This is a genomic window from Mitsuaria chitosanitabida ATCC BAA-476 = NBRC 102408, from assembly GCF_001598255.1.
GTDB lineage: Bacteria > Pseudomonadota > Gammaproteobacteria > Burkholderiales > Burkholderiaceae_C > Roseateles > Roseateles chitosanitabidus.
Window position 1 is genome coordinate 1 of sequence record NZ_BCYP01000006.1, and the last position, 15,430, is coordinate 15,430.

The window sequence follows — 15,430 nt, forward strand, 5'->3', positions numbered from 1 at the left end:
CCGTGGCAGGCCGGGAGCGGCAATCGGACGAGCCCGAAGACCCTCACCCCAGCCCTCTCCCGCAAGCGGGAGAGGGGGAATCCAGGCTCGCTGACTTCAACGACCTTTACTCCGGCTCTCGACCGTAAGCGGGAGAGGGAGTCCGTCCGCGGAGGGGCGGGACGGTCAGGCGACCGCGGGCAGCACCGTGCCGATGCAGGCGCCGAAGCCGATCGCGCGGCGGCCCGCCGTCTCGCAGCGGCCGACCAGCGCGACGCTGTCGCCGTCCTGCAGGAAGGTGCGCTGCTCTCCGTTGGGCAGGGTGATCGGCTGCTTGCCGCCTTGCGTCAGCTCCAGCAGCGAGCCCCCTTGCGACGCTTCGCGGCCGGACATGGTGCCCGAGCCGAACAGGTCGCCCGGTTGCAGGTTGCAGCCGTTGCTCGCGTGGTGCGTGAGCATCTGCGCCACCGTCCAGTAGGCATCGGCGAACTCCGACTCCATCAGCTTGACCGGCGCCACGCCCGCATCGCGCATCGCGCGCGTCTGCAGGTGGACCTCCAATCGGATGCCGAAGGCGCCGCGCTCGCGATTGGCCGCGCCGTCCAGATAGGGCAGCGGCTGCGGGTCGCCCTCGGGCCGCGTGAACGCGCGGCGGAAGGGCGCCAGCGCTTCCATCGTGACCACCCACGGCGACAGCGTCGTCGCGAAGCTCTTGGACAGGAAGGGTCCCAGCGGCTGGTACTCCCAGGCCTGGATGTCGCGCGCCGACCAGTCGTTCAGCAGCACGAGTCCGAACAGGTGCCGCTCGGCCTCCGCGATCGCGATCGGATGGCCCTGCTCGTTGCCGGTGCCGACCAGCGCGCCGACCTCCAGCTCGTAGTCCAGGCGCTTGATCGGGCCGACGCTCGGCACCTCGGCGTCCGGCGCCTTGGTCTGGCCGACCGGGCGGCGGAAGGTCTGGCCGCTCACGCCGATCGAGGACACGCGGCCGTGATAGCCGATGGGCACCCACTTGTAGTTGGGCAGCAGCGGGTTGTCCGGGCGGAACAGCTTGCCCACCGTCGTCGCGTGATGGATGCCGGCGTAGAAGTCGGTGTAGTCGCCGATGCGGCAGGGCAGGGTGAGCTCGACGTCCGCGGCCGGCACCAGCGCGTCGGCCAGCGTCTTCGACTGCACGGGGCCGGCGTCGGCGTTCAGCGCCGCGACCAGCTCATGGCGCAGCTGCTGGCGCAGCGCCGGACCGACGGCCATCAGCGGGTTCAGCCCCAGGCCCTCGCAGGTGCGCAGCACCGCGCCCAGGCCCTCGGACAGCACGCCCAGCTCGGCGGCCGCGATCAGGTCCAGGACCTGGTCGCCGATGGCCGTGCCGGGGCGGAAGGCGCCGGTCGAGCCGGCGCGCCGGAACATGCCCAGCGGCAGGTTCTGGATCGGGAAGTCGGTCTCCGGCGTGTTGGCGGAGTCCACCCAGCTGCGCAGCGCCGGGTCGTGGGTGTGATCGAGGTCGGTCATGGTGGTGTCCATCGTGGCGATGAGGACGGCGGGCGGCGATCGGCGCTCCGGGAAACGGCCCGGTGAGGGGCCGCCACGGCTGCCGGTCGAGGGAGCGTACGGTGGCGCCCGCGGTCGAGGTGGGACGAGTGTCGTGGATCGTGCGAGCGCCGTGTGAGCGCCAGAGGTGCGGCCGTGCGGCTCGCGCGTTCTGGCGTTGCTCCGTGGCGGTGGCGCCCGCGAGGTCGGGAAGGGGAATCAGGCCGGCTTGAACTTGTCCTTCAGCGCCCCCCAGCAGGCGGCGTAGTTCGTGTCCAGCGCGCCACCGCGCAGCGCCCACTCGGAGGGGCGGAAGCGCCAGCGGCTCTCGAACATGAAGGCCAGCGTGTGGTCCAGCTTCTGCGGCGTCAGCGCGCGGCTGCTGGCGGCCTCGAAGGCGTCGGCGTCGGGGCCGTGCGGCACCAGGCAGTTGTGCAGGCTGGCGCCGCCGGGACGGAAGCCCTCGGGCTTGGCGTCGTACTGGCCGTAGATCAGGCCCATGAATTCGCTCATCACGTTGCGGTGGTACCAGGGCGGACGGAAGGTGTCCTCCTGCACCAGCCAGCGCGGCGGGAAGATCACGAAGTCGCAGTTGGCCGTCCCGGGCGTGTCGCTGGGCGAGGTCAGCACGGTGAAGATCGACGGATCCGGATGGTCGAAGCTGATCGAGCCGATCGTCATGAAGTGCTTGGTGTCGTACTTCAGCGGCGTCAGGTTGCCGTGCCAGGCCACGACGTTGAAGGGCGTGACCGCCTGCTCGTTGCGCCACAGCGCGCCGCCGGTCTTGCGGATGAGCTCGTAAGGGGCGCCGTCGGGTTCGTGCGCGGCGACCGGGGCGAGGAAGTCGCGCGGATTGGCCAGGCCGTTGGAGCCGATCGGGCCCAGCTCCGGCAGGCGGAAGGCGGCACCGTAGTTCTCGCAGACATAGCCGCGCGCGGCGCCGTCGTGGGCGTCGACGCGGAAGGTGACGCCGCGCGGGATCAGCGCGATCTCGCCGGGGACGACGTCGAGCTGGCCCATCTCGGTGGTGACGCGCAGGCCGCCCTGCTGCGGCACCAGCAGCATCTCGCCGTCGGCGTTCATCAGCGCGCGGCGGGTCATCGGGCGGTTGAAGGCGTAGACCAGCGAGGCCATGCCGGTCTGCGCGTCGGGATCGCCGTTGCTGACCAGCGTCTTGAGGCTGTCGACGAAGTCCAGCGGGCGCGCCTCGTCGGCCATCGGGAAGGGATGCCAGCGCAGCGGGTCGGGCGGTGCCGCGACACCGCCGGCGGCGCCGCTGGTCCAGTAGGGCTGCTCGTAGGCGTGGAAGGCGCCGGTCACCACCGAGGGCTGGCGGCGGTACAGCCAGGTACGGCGGTTCTCGACGCGCGGCGCGGTGAAGGCGCTGCCGGAGAGCAGCTCCGGGTAGAGGTCCATCGGCGCGCGCTGTGGGCTGTTGCGGCCCTGCGGCAACGCGCCGGGGACAGCCTCGGTCTCGAACTGGTTGCCGAAGCCGCTCTGGTAGCGGAGCGCCGAGGGCGAGGTGGCGCCGGCGGTCGCGTCGGGCGCGTGGTGGATGTCTGGAGCGTTCATGCTTGTCCTCGTGGGGAAGCGGAGCCCGGGGTCGGGGCGATGGAAAGGGACAGGTCCGCGCCGGCGAGCGCCGCGGCGCCGGCGTCCGGCGCCGCGTCCGGCTGCGTGATCCGATGGGCGCCGGGACTGGCGCGCGACGCGGCGGCCAGCGCGTCCAGCAGCACGTCCTGCCGGCCGATGTGATTGGCCATCAGCAGGATGAGCCGCGCGTTGAAGGCGGCGCTGGCGTCGGCGTCCAGGCCGTGATGCGCGGCCAGCAGCGCTTCGTAGAAGTCGTCACCGGCGTCGAGATTCGGTGCGGTGATCAGGGGCATGCGATGGCCTCCTCATGGTTCAGGGCGCGTCGCATGGCGGCGGCGAGTTCACCCGCCGCCGGCCCGTGGGACCAGCGGGCGCAGACGTGCTGGTCGGGGCGCAGGAGGACCACCGTGCCGGGCATCGCGTCGTAGCGCCGCCGTGCGAGTCCCTGCGGATCGCTGGCCTCGTCGATGACGAGGACCTTCAGCTCGTCGCTGGAGGCCAGGATGTCGTGCGCGATGCCGGCACCCGCGTCAGCACCGGAACCAGCACCGACAGCTGCTTCGCCATCGCCAAAGACCAGGGCCGTGAAGCGGCCCGGCCGCATCTGCCGCAGCAGCCAGTCGTCGCGTCCGTCGATGCGCAGCGGCGCGTCGCTCGCGACGGCGCCGTACTTCGTCGTCGGCACCGACAGCCGGCCGCTGTTGACCAGCCGCCGCGCGAAGTCGAAGTCCCGGGCGAGCGTCAGCGTCGCGTCGCGGAAGACGCGGCTGATCTCGCTCTTGGGCGTGATGAAGTCGGTCGAGCGCGTGGAGTTCAGGATGTTCTCGTCCGCGGCGATCTCGCGCTCGCGCGCGTAGCTGTCGAGCAGCGCGTCCGGCGCGCGGCCCTGCACGACCGCTGCGAGCTTCCACGCCAGGTTGTCCGCGTCCTGGATGCCCGAGTTGGCCCCGCGCGCACCGAACGGGGACACGCCATGCGCCGCGTCGCCCGCGAAGAGCACCCGCCCGTGGCGGAAGCTGTCCATGCGCATGCAGGCGAAGGTGTAGACGCTGGCCCAGACCAGCTCGATGTCGGGCACGGCACCGTCGCCGCCGGCGGCGATCGAGGCCTCGCGCATCAGCGTGCGCACGCGCGGCAGGATGCGGTCGGGTTGCTTCTCGAGCTCGGGATCGGCGTCCCAGCCGAGCTGGAAGTCGATGCGCCAGACGCCGTCGGGCTGGCGATGCAGCAGCACGCTCTGGCCCGGGTGGAAGGGCGGGTCGAACCAGAACCAGCGCTCGGCGGGGAAGGGCGCGCTCATGCGCACGTCGGCGATGAGGAAGCGATCCTTGAAGGTCCGCCCGTGGCTCTCCTGCCCGACCAGCCGGCGCAGCGTCGATCGCGAACCGTCGCAGGCGACGACGTGATCGGCGAGCAGGGTGTAGGGGCCGTCCGGCGTCTCGATCTCGAGCGCGACGTGATCGCCCCGCTGCGCGAGGCCGATCACGCGCTGATGCCAGCGCAGGTCGACGAGCGGCAGCTCGAGCGCACGTTCGACGAGGAAGCCCTCGACGTAGTACTGCTGCAGGTTGACGAAGGCCGGGCGCTGATGGCCGGTCTCGCCGAGCAGGTCGAACTGGTAGACCTGCTCGTCGCGGAAGAACACGCGGCCCACGCCCCAGGACACGCCCTTGTCGACCAGCCGCTGCCCGCAGCCCAGTCGATCGAGGATCTCCAGCGTGCGCTTGGAGAAGCACAGCGCGCGCGATCCCACCGAGAGCCGGCCGTCGTCGTTCAGCAGCACGACGGGCACGCCCTGCAGCGCGAGGTCGATGGCGGCGCACAGTCCCACCGGGCCTGCGCCGACGACGACCACCGGATGACGCGCGGTCTCGCCGCGCGCATGGGCGTCCTGATCGGTGCTGCGGCGATGGGGATAGACGACGCGCTGATAGTCGACGTCGGCCATGGCTCAGCCCTCGAGCGTGTTCCACATCTCCTGATCGCGCTCCGCCGTCCAGATGCGCGGGTCGCGGAATTGCGTGACCTCGTCGTAGCAGCGGGTCACGTCGAAGGGCATGCAGTGGTCGAAGATGACCCAGTGCCCGTACTTCTGCTTCATCGTCGCGAAGGTGTCCTTGTAGACGGCGTTCAGGTCCTTGCCCGCGGCGACGCCGGCCTTCACCGAGGCGTGCAGGTCGGCGATGAACGAACGCGTGCCCGCCAGGCCCTGGGCGACGGACTCGGGCGTGGTCAGCGCGGCGCCGCGGCCGGGGACCAGCGCGGCCGGCTTCAGCGCGGCGATGTTGTCCAGCGTCTGCGGCCAGTCGGTGAAGTAGGCGTCGCCCGCATAGGGCGTGGCGTCGAACTCGACCAGGTCGCCGGAGAAGAGGATCTTCTGCTCCGGCAGCCAGACAACGGTGTCGCCCTTGGTGTGGCCGCGGCCCAGCTGGATCAGCTGCACTTCCAGCTGGCCCAGCCACAGGCTCATCGATCCCTGGAAGGTGAGGGTGGGCCAGGTCAGACCGGCGGGCACCGACTCGACGTTGCGGAACAGGCGCGGGAAGCGGCCGATCTCGCTGGCCTTGTCCTGCTCGCCGCGCTCGACGATCAGGTCGTAGGTGTCGCGGCTGGCGATGACGTGCTCGGGCTGGTAGGCCGAGGCGCCCAGCACGCGGACCGCGTGGTAGTGGCTCAGCACGACGTACTTGATGGGCTTGTCGGTGACCTCGCGGATGCGGCGGATCACGTCCTGCGCCATCACGGGCGTGGCCTGGGTGTCGATGACCATGACCGCGTCGTCGCCGATGACGATGCCGGTGTTGGGGTCGCCCTCGGCGGTGTAGGCGTAGGCGTTGTCGCTGAGCTTGACGAAGGAGACTTGCTTCTCCTCGACGTCGGCATGGCTGGCGAACTGCTTGGTCGGCTGGGTCATCGTGTCTCCTGGCGGGGTGTTGTCGTGCATTCAGCAAAGCGGAATGCGTTTGTTGATCGCGAATATAGCCGGGTCGACGAATCTGTTCAACAATGACGAATTCGTGTCGGCGGGGGTGAGGGTCTTCCGTCCCGCCGATACTGCGCCCCCCACGACACCGCAACAACCATGAGCGCCGAAGACACCACCGCCGACCGAGATGACCGCGACGACGCCGACGAGCGCCGCGGCATCCAGAGCATCGAGGTGGGCGGCCGGCTGCTCAAGGCCGCGGCCGCGCGGGGGCAGCCGATGCCCTTGAAGACGCTGTCGCAAGCCGCGGACATGACGCCCGCCAGGGCGCATCCCTACCTCGTGAGCTTCTGCAAGCTCGGCCTGATGAGCCAGGACCCCGCGACCGGCTATTACGGGCTGGGGCCCTTGGCGATGGAGATGGGTCTGATCGGCATGCGGCAGATCGATCCGATCCGGCTGGCGACGGCGCGGCTGGAGGACCTGGCGCAGGAGATCGGCCACACCGTGGCGATCGCGGTGTGGGGCTCGCAGGGCGCGACCATCGTCCGCACGGCCGCGTCGCCGGCGGCGGTCCACGTGACGATGCGGCACGGCACCGTGGTGTCGCTGTCGGACACGGCCTCCGGCCCGCTGTTCGCGGCCTATCGTCCGGTGGCCGAGATCAAGGCGATGCTGGCCGATGCGCGCCAGCACGGTCCGCTGGACCTCGCACGGGTCGGCAAGCACGACAAGCCGCAGACCGTGCCGGCGTGGACGGCGTTCTCGCGCACCCTGGCGGAGATCCGCGGGCGCGCGCTGCACCGCTCGGTCGGCGGCATCGTCGAAGGCGTCAGCGCCTTCGCCGTTCCCGTTTTCGACAGCGAAGGGCAGATGGTGCTCGCGCTGACGGCGATCGGTCCGTCGGGCGCGTTCGACGCGTCATGGGAGGGCGAGGTGTCGCGCGCGCTGACCACCGCGGCTTCCGCGCTGATGCGGGAGATCGGCGGGGTCGTGCCGACCTGAGGGCCGCCGCGAGCGGGTCCGCTCAGCCCGCGTTCTCCGGCACCAGCGAGAACATGTGCGCGTCGCCCACCTGGCCGTTGACGCGCAGACGGTTGCGCAGCACGCCTTCGTACAGCGCGCCGACGCGGCGGGCGACCGCCTGGCTGGGGTCGTTGCCGACCGACACCAGGATCTCCACGCGCTGGATCTGCAGCGTGCCGAAGGCATAGCGGCTCAGCGCCCGCACGGCCGCCGAGGCGATGCCGCGGCCCTCGCAGGACCGCCGGACCCAGTAGCCCAGGTTGCACAGCGGGTGCACGACGTTGAAGTGGTTCAGCCCGCAGCCACCGACGAAGCGGCCGGTGTCGCGCTCGAAGATCCCAAGCTCATAGGCCGTGCCCGCGGCCAGGTTCTGCGCGGTGCGCGCGAACCACTCGGCGCCTTCCTCGAGGGAATAGGCCGGGTGCGCGAAGCCCAGCCATCGCCCGACCGTGTCGGCTGACTCTCGGGCCGCTTCGACGAACTCGGGCAGGTCCTCGGCTCGATAGGGGCGGAAGACGAAATCCCCTTCGTACAGCGGTTGGAAGCTCGGACGCGGGGGCGCGTCCAGCTCCCACACCTCGTCCGCCAGCTGCTTCGCGCAGGCCAGCATCGACCGGTTGTAGCGCGACAGCCGCGGAGCCAGCGTCGCGAGCGCCAGGCCGGCGGCTTCCCGCTCGCGGCCCTGCGCGGCATAGGTCAGCGCCAGGATCGCGCGGGCCTCGTCGTGCAAGGGGCGGTCGTTGCCCGGCTGCACGTGGTGGGCGAGCTCGCCCACCAGCAGGGCCTCGCTCTCGTCCAGCCGGTCCAGCCAGCGCAGCGTGCTGCCCAGCTGGATCACCGCCCGCGTGCGGCGGTAGGGATCGAGCCGGCCGCTCTCCAGCGCGGCGCGATAGAGCGGTTCGGCGTCGGATTCGAGACCGGCGGTGTCGCGGGCGCACGCGCGCTCGAACAGCGCGCGCGCGTCCGTGGCGGGGCGCTCGGCGGCGAGGGCGTCGATCTCGGCGACGAGCTGCTCGCCGGCGAGGTCGGCGGCGCGGCGCCACACTTCGTCGACGCGCAAGGTCCAGGCATCGTGCAGCGGCGCGGGCAGGGGGGGCTTGGCGGTGGTCATCGGGCCAGTCTATCGAGGCGCGCCCGTCGTGCCGAAGGGGATGGGCGAGTGGATGTCCCTCGGGACGGAGGGGCGGGATGGGCGCCTCGGCGGCGGCGGGCGTGAGGGGTTCCGGCGAGGGGCGGACGCGCCCGGCGCGTCACCGGTGCGTCAACGGTGCATCAACGGTGGAGGACCTGCAGCGCGAGCATCACGATCGTCGCGAACGCCATCGCGGCGGTGGCCAGCCAGCCGAGTCCGCGCCAGATCGCCGGCATGCGCAGCTCGCCGACGATCCTGGGATGCGAGGCCGCGATCATCACGGCGACCATGATCGGCACCGAGATGACGGCGTTCACCACGGCCGACCAGTACAGCGCCTTGATCGGGTTGAAGCCCGACAGGCTGAGCGCCAACCCGATGAGCATGGCGCCGCTGAGGATCGCGTAGAAGGCCTTGGCGCCCTGCGGCGGTCGGTCGAGGCCGCGTCGCACCCCCGCCAGCGTGGCGACCGCGTAGGCGGCCGACCCCGCCAGCACCGGCAAGGCGAGCAGGCCCGTCCCGACGATGCCCGCGGCGAAGAGCGCGAACGCGAGGTCGCCCGCGATCGGCCGCAGCGCCTGGGCGGCCTGGGCAGTGGTCTCGATGTCGCGCACCCCATGCGCGTGCAGCGCGGCGGCGGTCGCCACGATCATGAAGAACGCGATGGTGTTGGAGAAGCCCATGCCGATCAGCGTGTCGGCGCGCAGACGCCGGAACTGCGCCGCGGCCTGCTCGGGGGCGCAGGCCAGCGGCTTGTCCGCGGCGATGCGGCGGATCTCCTCGGCCTCCTGGTTGGCCTGCCAGAAGAAGAGGTAGGGACTGATGGTCGTGCCGAGGATCGCGACCACGGTCGTCGCGTACTCGCGGTCCCAGCGCATGGACGGCAGCACCAGCGACCTGAGCGCGAGCGCCCAGTCCGCCCGCGCGGCGAAACCCACGCCGACGTAGGCGAGCAGCGTCAACGTCAGCCACTTGAGCACGCGCACGTAGCTCGCGTAGGGCAGCCAGATCTGGAGCAGCAGGGAGACGCCCGCCATCGCGACGAGGTAGAGGCCCGCGTGGCCGCCGAAGACCAGTCGCATCGCGTCACCCATGGCGCTGAGGTCGGCGCCCAGGTTGATCACGTTGGCAACGACCAGCAGCGCGACCAAGCCGATGACCAGCCAGCGCGGGCAGAGTTTGGCGAAGGTCTCGGTGAGGCCCTTGCCGGTGATGCGACCGATGCGCGCGCTGGCGAGCTGGATGCCGACCATCAGCGGGAAGGTGACGAGGAGGGTCCAGCCGACGGCGTAGCCGTACTGCGCGCCGGCCTGCGAGTAGGTCGCGATGCCGCTGGGATCGTCGTCGGCCGCGCCGGTGATCAGTCCGGGGCCGAGCTTTGTCCACCAGCGGTCGGCGAGGCGATCCCCGTCCTCATGGGCCGGGCGGTGACCGTCGGCATCGCGGGCGTCGCCCGGCGCATCGGTCGTGTCGAGGGTGTTCAAGCGAGGTGAGGATCCCGTCATGCCCTGATCGCGTCGTTGGTGATGGGGAGGGCAAGCGCGGTGCCTGAAACTGCATCGAAGCGGGAACGCCCGCGTGAGCGGGCGTTCCGTCGTCGGGTGTTCAGTCCCGCAACCTTCGCGCTTCCCCGCGCGAGGCACAGCGCTCAAGCACCCCGAAGACCAACCCACTGCAGCCTAGGATGAGTGCCGAGCTCCCGAGGCCCTGCAGGACATTCAGGAACAGACACTTTTCGGGTTCTGGCCACAGCCATCGGGTTAAGGCGGCGTTCAGTCCCATGGTGAGACCAAGCATCCACGACCAGGATGAGGGCTTCATCGAATGCGGGGCAAGTCACTGCTGGACGTGGGTTCGGCGCGGGATGCCGCCTGCCATGGACGCGGCCGCCGTGATCGCGCCGACGTGGATGCCGCGCACGATGCCGGCGATGCCCACCATGCCCCGCGTTGCACCCATGAAGCCACCCAGGAGCCCCCCGACAAGGGTGGCACTGATGATCTGACCCGTGCTCTGACCCGTGGCCCAGGCGCCGGCACCGGCGCTCGCTGCCCCGAGCACTCCGCCCGCGATCGCGGTGACGGGGCCGAAGCCTCCCTGGACCTGTTCAATCTCCTGCGTCGTCAGCGTTTGCATCATGTGATTCACCTTTGGAATGAAGTGGATGAAGGGACCTCCGTGGTCACGAGGCATACGGGGCGTGGCCAGCTCGCTGGTGAATTCGGAGGTGCCCATCGTCTTCAAGCTCGAAGGCGGCAACCATTCCCAAAGTTTGCGCAGAGCAACGTCAAGGGTGACTGGAAACTGAGGCGCAAATACACGTAGCAGTCAGACGTCGACGGCCGGGTGGCCCTTGACCGCAGCGCGAGCAGCCCCTACTGATCGAACCTCGCCACCGGCGCCTTCAGCCGCGGGGCTTCCCAGGCATAGCGGGGATCGAGCACATTGCGCTCGTCGTGCATGCCGGTCCAGCGCAGCTGGAGCAGGTCGGCGAGCGTCCAGGCGGCCCAGTCGGCGCGGAAGGGCCGCTGGGCCGTCGTCGCGTCGAAGGCCGCGCCCGTGCGCCACATCAGTGTCGGGATGCGGTAGCCCGCGGCCGTGCCCGGGCTGTGCCCCGCGTGCGCGATGCTGTGGCCGACCTCCTGGCCGTGATCGGAAAGGAACATCCACGCGCCGCGCCCCCCGTCCGGCGCGTGCTGGCGGGTGAGCCGCAGCGTCTCGGCGACGACGCCGTCGTGATAGCGGATCGCCGCGTCGTAGTCCTGGCGGGATTCGCGCAGCCACAGCGGATGGCCGGCGCGGATCATGCCCTTGTCGACCGCGTCGGAATCGTCGTCGAACGGGTTGTCGCCGGCCGGCATGCGCAGCCGGTAATGCGGATGCGCGCCCAGCAGGTGCACCACCACCAGCTTGCGTGGCGCGGGATCGACCAGCGCCTCCTCCAGGCAGTCCAGCAGTTCCCCGTCCAGCGAGGCCGACGAGCGACCCGGCTGCCGGTTGATCATCTCGACCTCGTCGGCCAGGCGCGCGTGCTGCTGGTCGACCGCGACGTCGTCGTGGTTGCTCATCCACCAGATCCTGTAGCCGGCACTGCGGGCGAGCGCGAGCAGGTGCTGCGCGCGGCCGGCGGGATCGTCCTCGTCGCGCTCGCCGAAGCTGAACAGACCGCTGAGCGAGGCCAGCGTGCCCGCCTCCACCGACCACGCGTGGCGCAGCGTGAGCAGCCGGCCCGACTCCTCGCGCGCGAGCGCCGCGAGCTGCGGTGTCGTCGAGCGCGTGTAGCCGTAGAGGCTCATGTTGTCGCGGTTGACGCTGTCGGTCAGCACGAGCACGACCGTCGACGGGCCCGCCGCGGTCACCGTCGGGGACGCGGCGCGGGCGTTGCGCATCAGCTGGTCGCGCTGGCCCTGCTGGTCGGACCAGGCGTGGCGCAGCTCGGCGACCTCCTGCGTCCAGGCGGGCCAGAAGACCAGCGGGTGATGACGCCGCCAGGGCTTGCTCAGGTAGCCGACGGCGCACAGCGCGAGCAAGGCCACGATGGCGATGCGCCCCGGGCGGGACAAGGTCGCCGATCCGCGCGTGGCCGCGTGCACCGCGAGGACCGTCAGCGTCAGGCCGGCGAGCAGCAGCCCCAGTGCCAGCGCCATCGCGGGCGCCTGCGAGGAGAGGTACTCGGCGATCTCGCGCGAGGTGGTGTTGGCCGCGGCGGCGAGGACCAGCGAGCTGTCCGGCGTCGCCTGGTACTGCGAGGCGAGCCACGCCCGCACCGCGCCGTCGACCAGGAAGAGCGCGATCCCGGCCGACACCGCGACGGCGCGCACGCGCCGCCAGCGGGGGCGCTCGACGGGCCAGCACAGCCAGAGCAGCAGGGGCAGGGCGAGCATCGCGACCTGGGCCGCGCGGCGGCCGTCGTGACCGAGGATCACCGCCGTCACGCAGGCGGTGGCCAGCAGCGCGAACGCGAGCCAGGGCGGCAAGGCCCGGCGCAGGAGAAGAGAAGGGGACATCGGCGGTCGCGGCGGTCGGAGCGGCGGGCGCCGGCGATGCCGCGCGCGCCCGGTTCGGGATGCGCGAGTCTAGGGAGCCGTCGCGATCGCGGGCGTCGCAAACGCCAGCGCGCCGCTTCAGGTTTTCCGATGGCAGGGCCGGCTCGATGCCGGCGCGAGGGGCCATCGGCCCGGCCGGTCGACCGTCGTGCCGGCGACGGGGCGGGTCGCCCACGGCCGCCGGCGCCGTTGCCGATCACAGCATCGGCCGCAGCACCTTCCACACGTTGTCCAGCATCAGCGGGTGCGCCTTGGCCAGCGGGTGGATGCGGTCGCCCTGGAACCAGTCGGCCGCGTCCGGCCGGTCCGCCACGCCCGCGAGCAGGAAGGGCTGCAGCGGCACCTTCTCCTCCTGCGCGACCGTCTTGAAGCTGCCCTCGAAATCGCGCCCGTAGGCCGCGCCCATGTTGGGCGGGATCTGCATGCCCACCAGCATCACCTTGGCGCCGGCGTCCTTGCCCGCCTGCACCATGGCCTTGAGGTTCTCCCGCGTCATCTTCAGCGGCAGGCCGCGCAGCGCGTCGTTGCCGCCGAGCTCGATGATCAGGTGGGTCGGGCGATGCTGCTGGAGCAGCGCGGGCAGGCGCGAGCGGCCGCCCGAGGTCGTGTCGCCGCTGATGCTGGCGTTGATCACCTCGGCGCCCAGCTTCTGCGCCTTGAGCCGCTCGTCCATCAGCGCCACCCAGCCGCTGCCGCGGGCCAGGCCGTACTCGGCCGAGAGGCTGTCGCCCAGCACCAGGATGCGGCGCGCGCCGGCGGTCTTCGCTTCGGTGCGGCCTTGCGCCGCGACAGGTGCCGTCGTGACTCCCGCCACCCCGAGGGCCAAGGCACAGGCGCTACAGTGCAGCATCCATTCACGGCGGCGCATCTGCGGTTGATTCATGGTTCAGAACATCCTCGAAGTCGATCATGTGAGCAAGTCGGTGCAGGACGCCGACGGGCTGCTGACCATTCTGCATGACATCAATTTCCAGCTGCAGGCCAGGGAGTCCGTCGCCATCGTCGGCGCCTCGGGCTCGGGCAAGAGCACGCTGCTCTCCATCCTCGCGGGCCTGGACACGCCCTCGCAAGGCACCGTGCGGCTGCGCGGCCAGGACATGTTCGCGCTCGACGAGGACGGCCGCGCCGCGCTGCGCGGCGAGCACCTGGGCTTCGTCTTCCAGAGCTTCCAGCTGCTCGCGCACCTGACCGCGCTCGAGAACGTCATGCTGCCGCTGGAGCTGCGCGGCGAGCGCGACGCCCGCGCGCAGGCCAAGCAGATGCTGGAGCGGGTCGGACTGGGGCAGCGGCTGTCGCATTACCCGCGCGTGCTCAGCGGCGGCGAGCAGCAGCGCGTCGCGCTGGCCCGCGCCTTCGTGCAGCAGCCCGCGCTGCTGCTGGCGGACGAGCCCACCGGATCGCTCGATTACGCGACCGGGGAGCAGGTGATGGGTCTGATGTTCGAGCTCAACCGGGAGCTCGGGACCACGCTGGTCATGGTCACCCACGACAACACCATCGCGGCCCGCTGCGAGCGCCAGCTGAAGATCTCGGCCGGCCATCTGCAGGACATCACGATGGCGGATCTGCCGGCCTGAGTCCGACCAGCGCCGGCGCCACGCTGGCTTGGCATCGAGGCGTGGCCACGGCCGTGGCCGGCGCGGGAGGCGCGTCGCCCCCGCGTCCTCAGACGCGCAGCTCGCGCTCGCGCAGACGGCGTCGACGCTCGTAGCGGATCACGCCCCACCAGCCGACGTAGACGACGACGTAGAGCGTCGCGCCCAGCACCACGCCCGCGCAGGGCAGGCCCACCAGCAGCGGCGTTCCCAGCTCCGACAGCCATTGGCTGATCGCGTGCCACCAGATGCCGGGATCGGCCCAGTCCAGGGCCAGTTCCTTCGGGGCCGAGATCGGCCCGTGCACGCCCAGCACCTGACGGCCCAGGAAGATCGCCAGCCCCCAGATCGGGACCAGCGTCAGCGGATTGGTCAGCCAGGTCGCCGCGATCGCCGCGGCCACGTTGGCGCGGAACAGGATCGCCACCGCCGCGGCCATCAGCATCTGCGTGGGCAGCGGGATCACGCCCACCGCCAGGCCCAGTGCCGCGCCCAGCGCGACGCGACGGCGGTGCGCCACCCACAGCCAGGGGCGGTCGCGCAGGTACTGGCCCAGCCACTTCAGACCGCGGGTCTGTTCCAGCGTCTCGGGCGAGGGCAGCAGGCGGCGGGCGATTCGGGAAGCCGTCATGGGTCCAATCTGGGCACGGAGGCAGAAACGACAAGCCCGCGCGGCTGTTTCCAGCGGCGCGGGCCTGGGAGATCCTGAAAAACCGAAGAGCTGTTCAGGACGTTCAGACGATCAGTTCGCGGAGAACTTGTAGTCGGTCTTGGCCTTGGTGCGCAGTTCCTCCTGGAACTCGCCGACCTTCTGCTGGCCCAGGCGCTGCATGATCTGCGCCTTCACGTCGTCGAAGGCCGGGAACTGCGCCTGACGCGTCTCTTCCAGCTTGATGATGTGATAGCCGAACTGCGACTTCACCGGCTCCTGCGTCATCTCGCCGGCCTTGAGCTTGGCCATCGCGGCGCTGAACTCGGGCACGTAGGCGTCCGGACCGGACCAGCCCAGGTCGCCGCCGTTCTGGGCGGAACCGGTGTCCTTGGAGTTCTTCGTCGCGACGTCCTCGAACTTCGCGCCGCCGTTCAGCTGCTTGATCAGCGCCTTGGCGTCGTCTTCCTTCTCGACCAGGATGTGACGCGCGTGGTACTCGGTGCCGCTGGCTTGCGCCTTGAACTTGTCGTACTCGGCCTTGGCTTCGGCTTCGGTGACCGGGTTCTTCTTGACGTAGTCGGCGAAGAGCTCGCGGATCAGCAGGGACTGGCGGGCCAGTTCCATCTGGTTCTTGTAGTCGTCGGTCTTGTTCAGGCCGCGCTTCTCGGCTTCCTGCAGGAAGATCTCGCGCAGGACGACTTCATCCTTGACCTTGGCTTCCATCTCGGGGCTGCGAGGCTGGCCTTGCTTGGTGATCTGGGCGATCAGCACGTCGGCGCGCGCCTTCGGAACCGGCTTGCCGTTCACGATGGCGATGTTCTGGGCCATGGCCGGCAGCGACAGGGCGCCGATGGCCGCCACGGTGGCGGCGAGCACAAACTTCTTCATGGATAAAGGGCCTTTCAGACTCCCGGGCGAGCGTCGTACGCTCCAAAACAAAGCGCCGATGGACGG

14 protein-coding genes are annotated in these 15,430 nt (G+C 70.7%); 2 read left to right on the forward strand and 12 right to left on the reverse strand.

All coding sequences use genetic code 11. The features are described 5' to 3' along the window. Positions 1 to 165 precede the first annotated feature (165 nt). The 5 genes from fahA to MCHT01_RS02985 form a co-directional block, all read right to left on the reverse strand. Positions 166 to 1,488: a fumarylacetoacetase gene (gene fahA / locus MCHT01_RS02965; RefSeq protein ID WP_174549032.1), complete on the reverse strand. Its 1,323-nt coding sequence runs from the start codon at positions 1,486 to 1,488 to the stop codon at positions 166 to 168. A 237-nt stretch (positions 1,489 to 1,725) separates the two neighbouring features. Beyond that, the gene (gene hmgA, locus MCHT01_RS02970; protein ID WP_067062197.1) at positions 1,726 to 3,078 is read right to left on the reverse strand and encodes a homogentisate 1,2-dioxygenase; all 1,353 of its coding nucleotides are present in this window, start codon (positions 3,076 to 3,078) and stop codon (positions 1,726 to 1,728) included. Beyond that, the gene (locus tag MCHT01_RS27925) at positions 3,075 to 3,392 is read right to left on the reverse strand and encodes a DUF2783 domain-containing protein (RefSeq protein ID WP_084451712.1); all 318 of its coding nucleotides are present in this window, start codon (positions 3,390 to 3,392) and stop codon (positions 3,075 to 3,077) included. The genes hmgA and MCHT01_RS27925 overlap by 4 nt, the downstream gene beginning before the upstream one ends. Then, positions 3,383 to 5,047 (reverse strand): FAD-dependent oxidoreductase, encoded by a 1,665-nt coding sequence (locus MCHT01_RS02980; protein ID WP_067062199.1) that lies wholly within the window; start codon positions 5,045 to 5,047, stop codon positions 3,383 to 3,385. The genes MCHT01_RS27925 and MCHT01_RS02980 overlap by 10 nt, the downstream gene beginning before the upstream one ends. Before the next feature lie 3 nt (positions 5,048 to 5,050). Next, a complete protein-coding gene (locus MCHT01_RS02985; RefSeq protein WP_067062202.1) occupies positions 5,051 to 6,013 on the reverse strand; it encodes an MBL fold metallo-hydrolase in 963 nt (320 codons plus the stop codon). A 168-nt stretch (positions 6,014 to 6,181) separates the two neighbouring features. Here MCHT01_RS02985 and MCHT01_RS02990 point away from each other — a divergent pair, with 168 nt between their 5' ends. After that, positions 6,182 to 7,030 (forward strand): IclR family transcriptional regulator, encoded by an 849-nt coding sequence (locus MCHT01_RS02990; RefSeq protein ID WP_067062204.1) that lies wholly within the window; start codon positions 6,182 to 6,184, stop codon positions 7,028 to 7,030. A 22-nt stretch (positions 7,031 to 7,052) separates the two neighbouring features. Here MCHT01_RS02990 and MCHT01_RS27095 read toward each other — a convergent pair whose 3' ends face one another. The 5 genes from MCHT01_RS27095 to MCHT01_RS03015 form a co-directional block, all read right to left on the reverse strand. Further along, positions 7,053 to 8,162, reverse strand: a complete 1,110-nt coding sequence (locus MCHT01_RS27095) for a tetratricopeptide repeat protein (protein WP_218017851.1) — start codon at positions 8,160 to 8,162, stop codon at positions 7,053 to 7,055. A gap of 161 nt (positions 8,163 to 8,323) precedes the next feature. Then, positions 8,324 to 9,667 carry an NRAMP family divalent metal transporter gene (locus tag MCHT01_RS03000; RefSeq protein ID WP_245643142.1) on the reverse strand — a complete coding sequence of 448 codons (1,344 nt, stop codon included), beginning with the start codon at positions 9,665 to 9,667 and terminating at the stop codon, positions 8,324 to 8,326. A 352-nt stretch (positions 9,668 to 10,019) separates the two neighbouring features. Next, the gene (locus MCHT01_RS03005; protein ID WP_067062208.1) at positions 10,020 to 10,418 is read right to left on the reverse strand and encodes a class IIb bacteriocin, lactobin A/cerein 7B family; all 399 of its coding nucleotides are present in this window, start codon (positions 10,416 to 10,418) and stop codon (positions 10,020 to 10,022) included. A gap of 140 nt (positions 10,419 to 10,558) precedes the next feature. Next, on the reverse strand, positions 10,559 to 12,190 hold the full coding sequence (locus tag MCHT01_RS03010) for a sulfatase-like hydrolase/transferase (RefSeq protein WP_067062210.1): 1,632 nt from the start codon (positions 12,188 to 12,190) through the stop codon (positions 10,559 to 10,561). Positions 12,191 to 12,425: 235 nt separating this feature from the next. Next, positions 12,426 to 13,112: an arylesterase gene (locus tag MCHT01_RS03015; RefSeq protein WP_245643143.1), complete on the reverse strand. Its 687-nt coding sequence runs from the start codon at positions 13,110 to 13,112 to the stop codon at positions 12,426 to 12,428. On the opposite strand from MCHT01_RS03015, the gene MCHT01_RS03020 reads away from it, so the two are divergent. After that, the gene (locus MCHT01_RS03020) at positions 13,111 to 13,806 is read left to right on the forward strand and encodes an ABC transporter ATP-binding protein (protein ID WP_067062212.1); all 696 of its coding nucleotides are present in this window, start codon (positions 13,111 to 13,113) and stop codon (positions 13,804 to 13,806) included. The genes MCHT01_RS03015 and MCHT01_RS03020 overlap by 2 nt on opposite strands. Before the next feature lie 88 nt (positions 13,807 to 13,894). Here the strand turns inward: MCHT01_RS03020 and MCHT01_RS03025 are convergent, their stop codons facing one another. Beyond that, entirely contained in the window at positions 13,895 to 14,455 is a 561-nt protein-coding gene (locus tag MCHT01_RS03025; protein ID WP_067062214.1) for a DUF2062 domain-containing protein, read from the reverse strand. A gap of 111 nt (positions 14,456 to 14,566) precedes the next feature. Beyond that, positions 14,567 to 15,364, reverse strand: a complete 798-nt coding sequence (locus MCHT01_RS03030) for a peptidylprolyl isomerase (protein WP_067062217.1) — start codon at positions 15,362 to 15,364, stop codon at positions 14,567 to 14,569. Between the last annotated feature and the right edge of the window lie 66 nt (positions 15,365 to 15,430).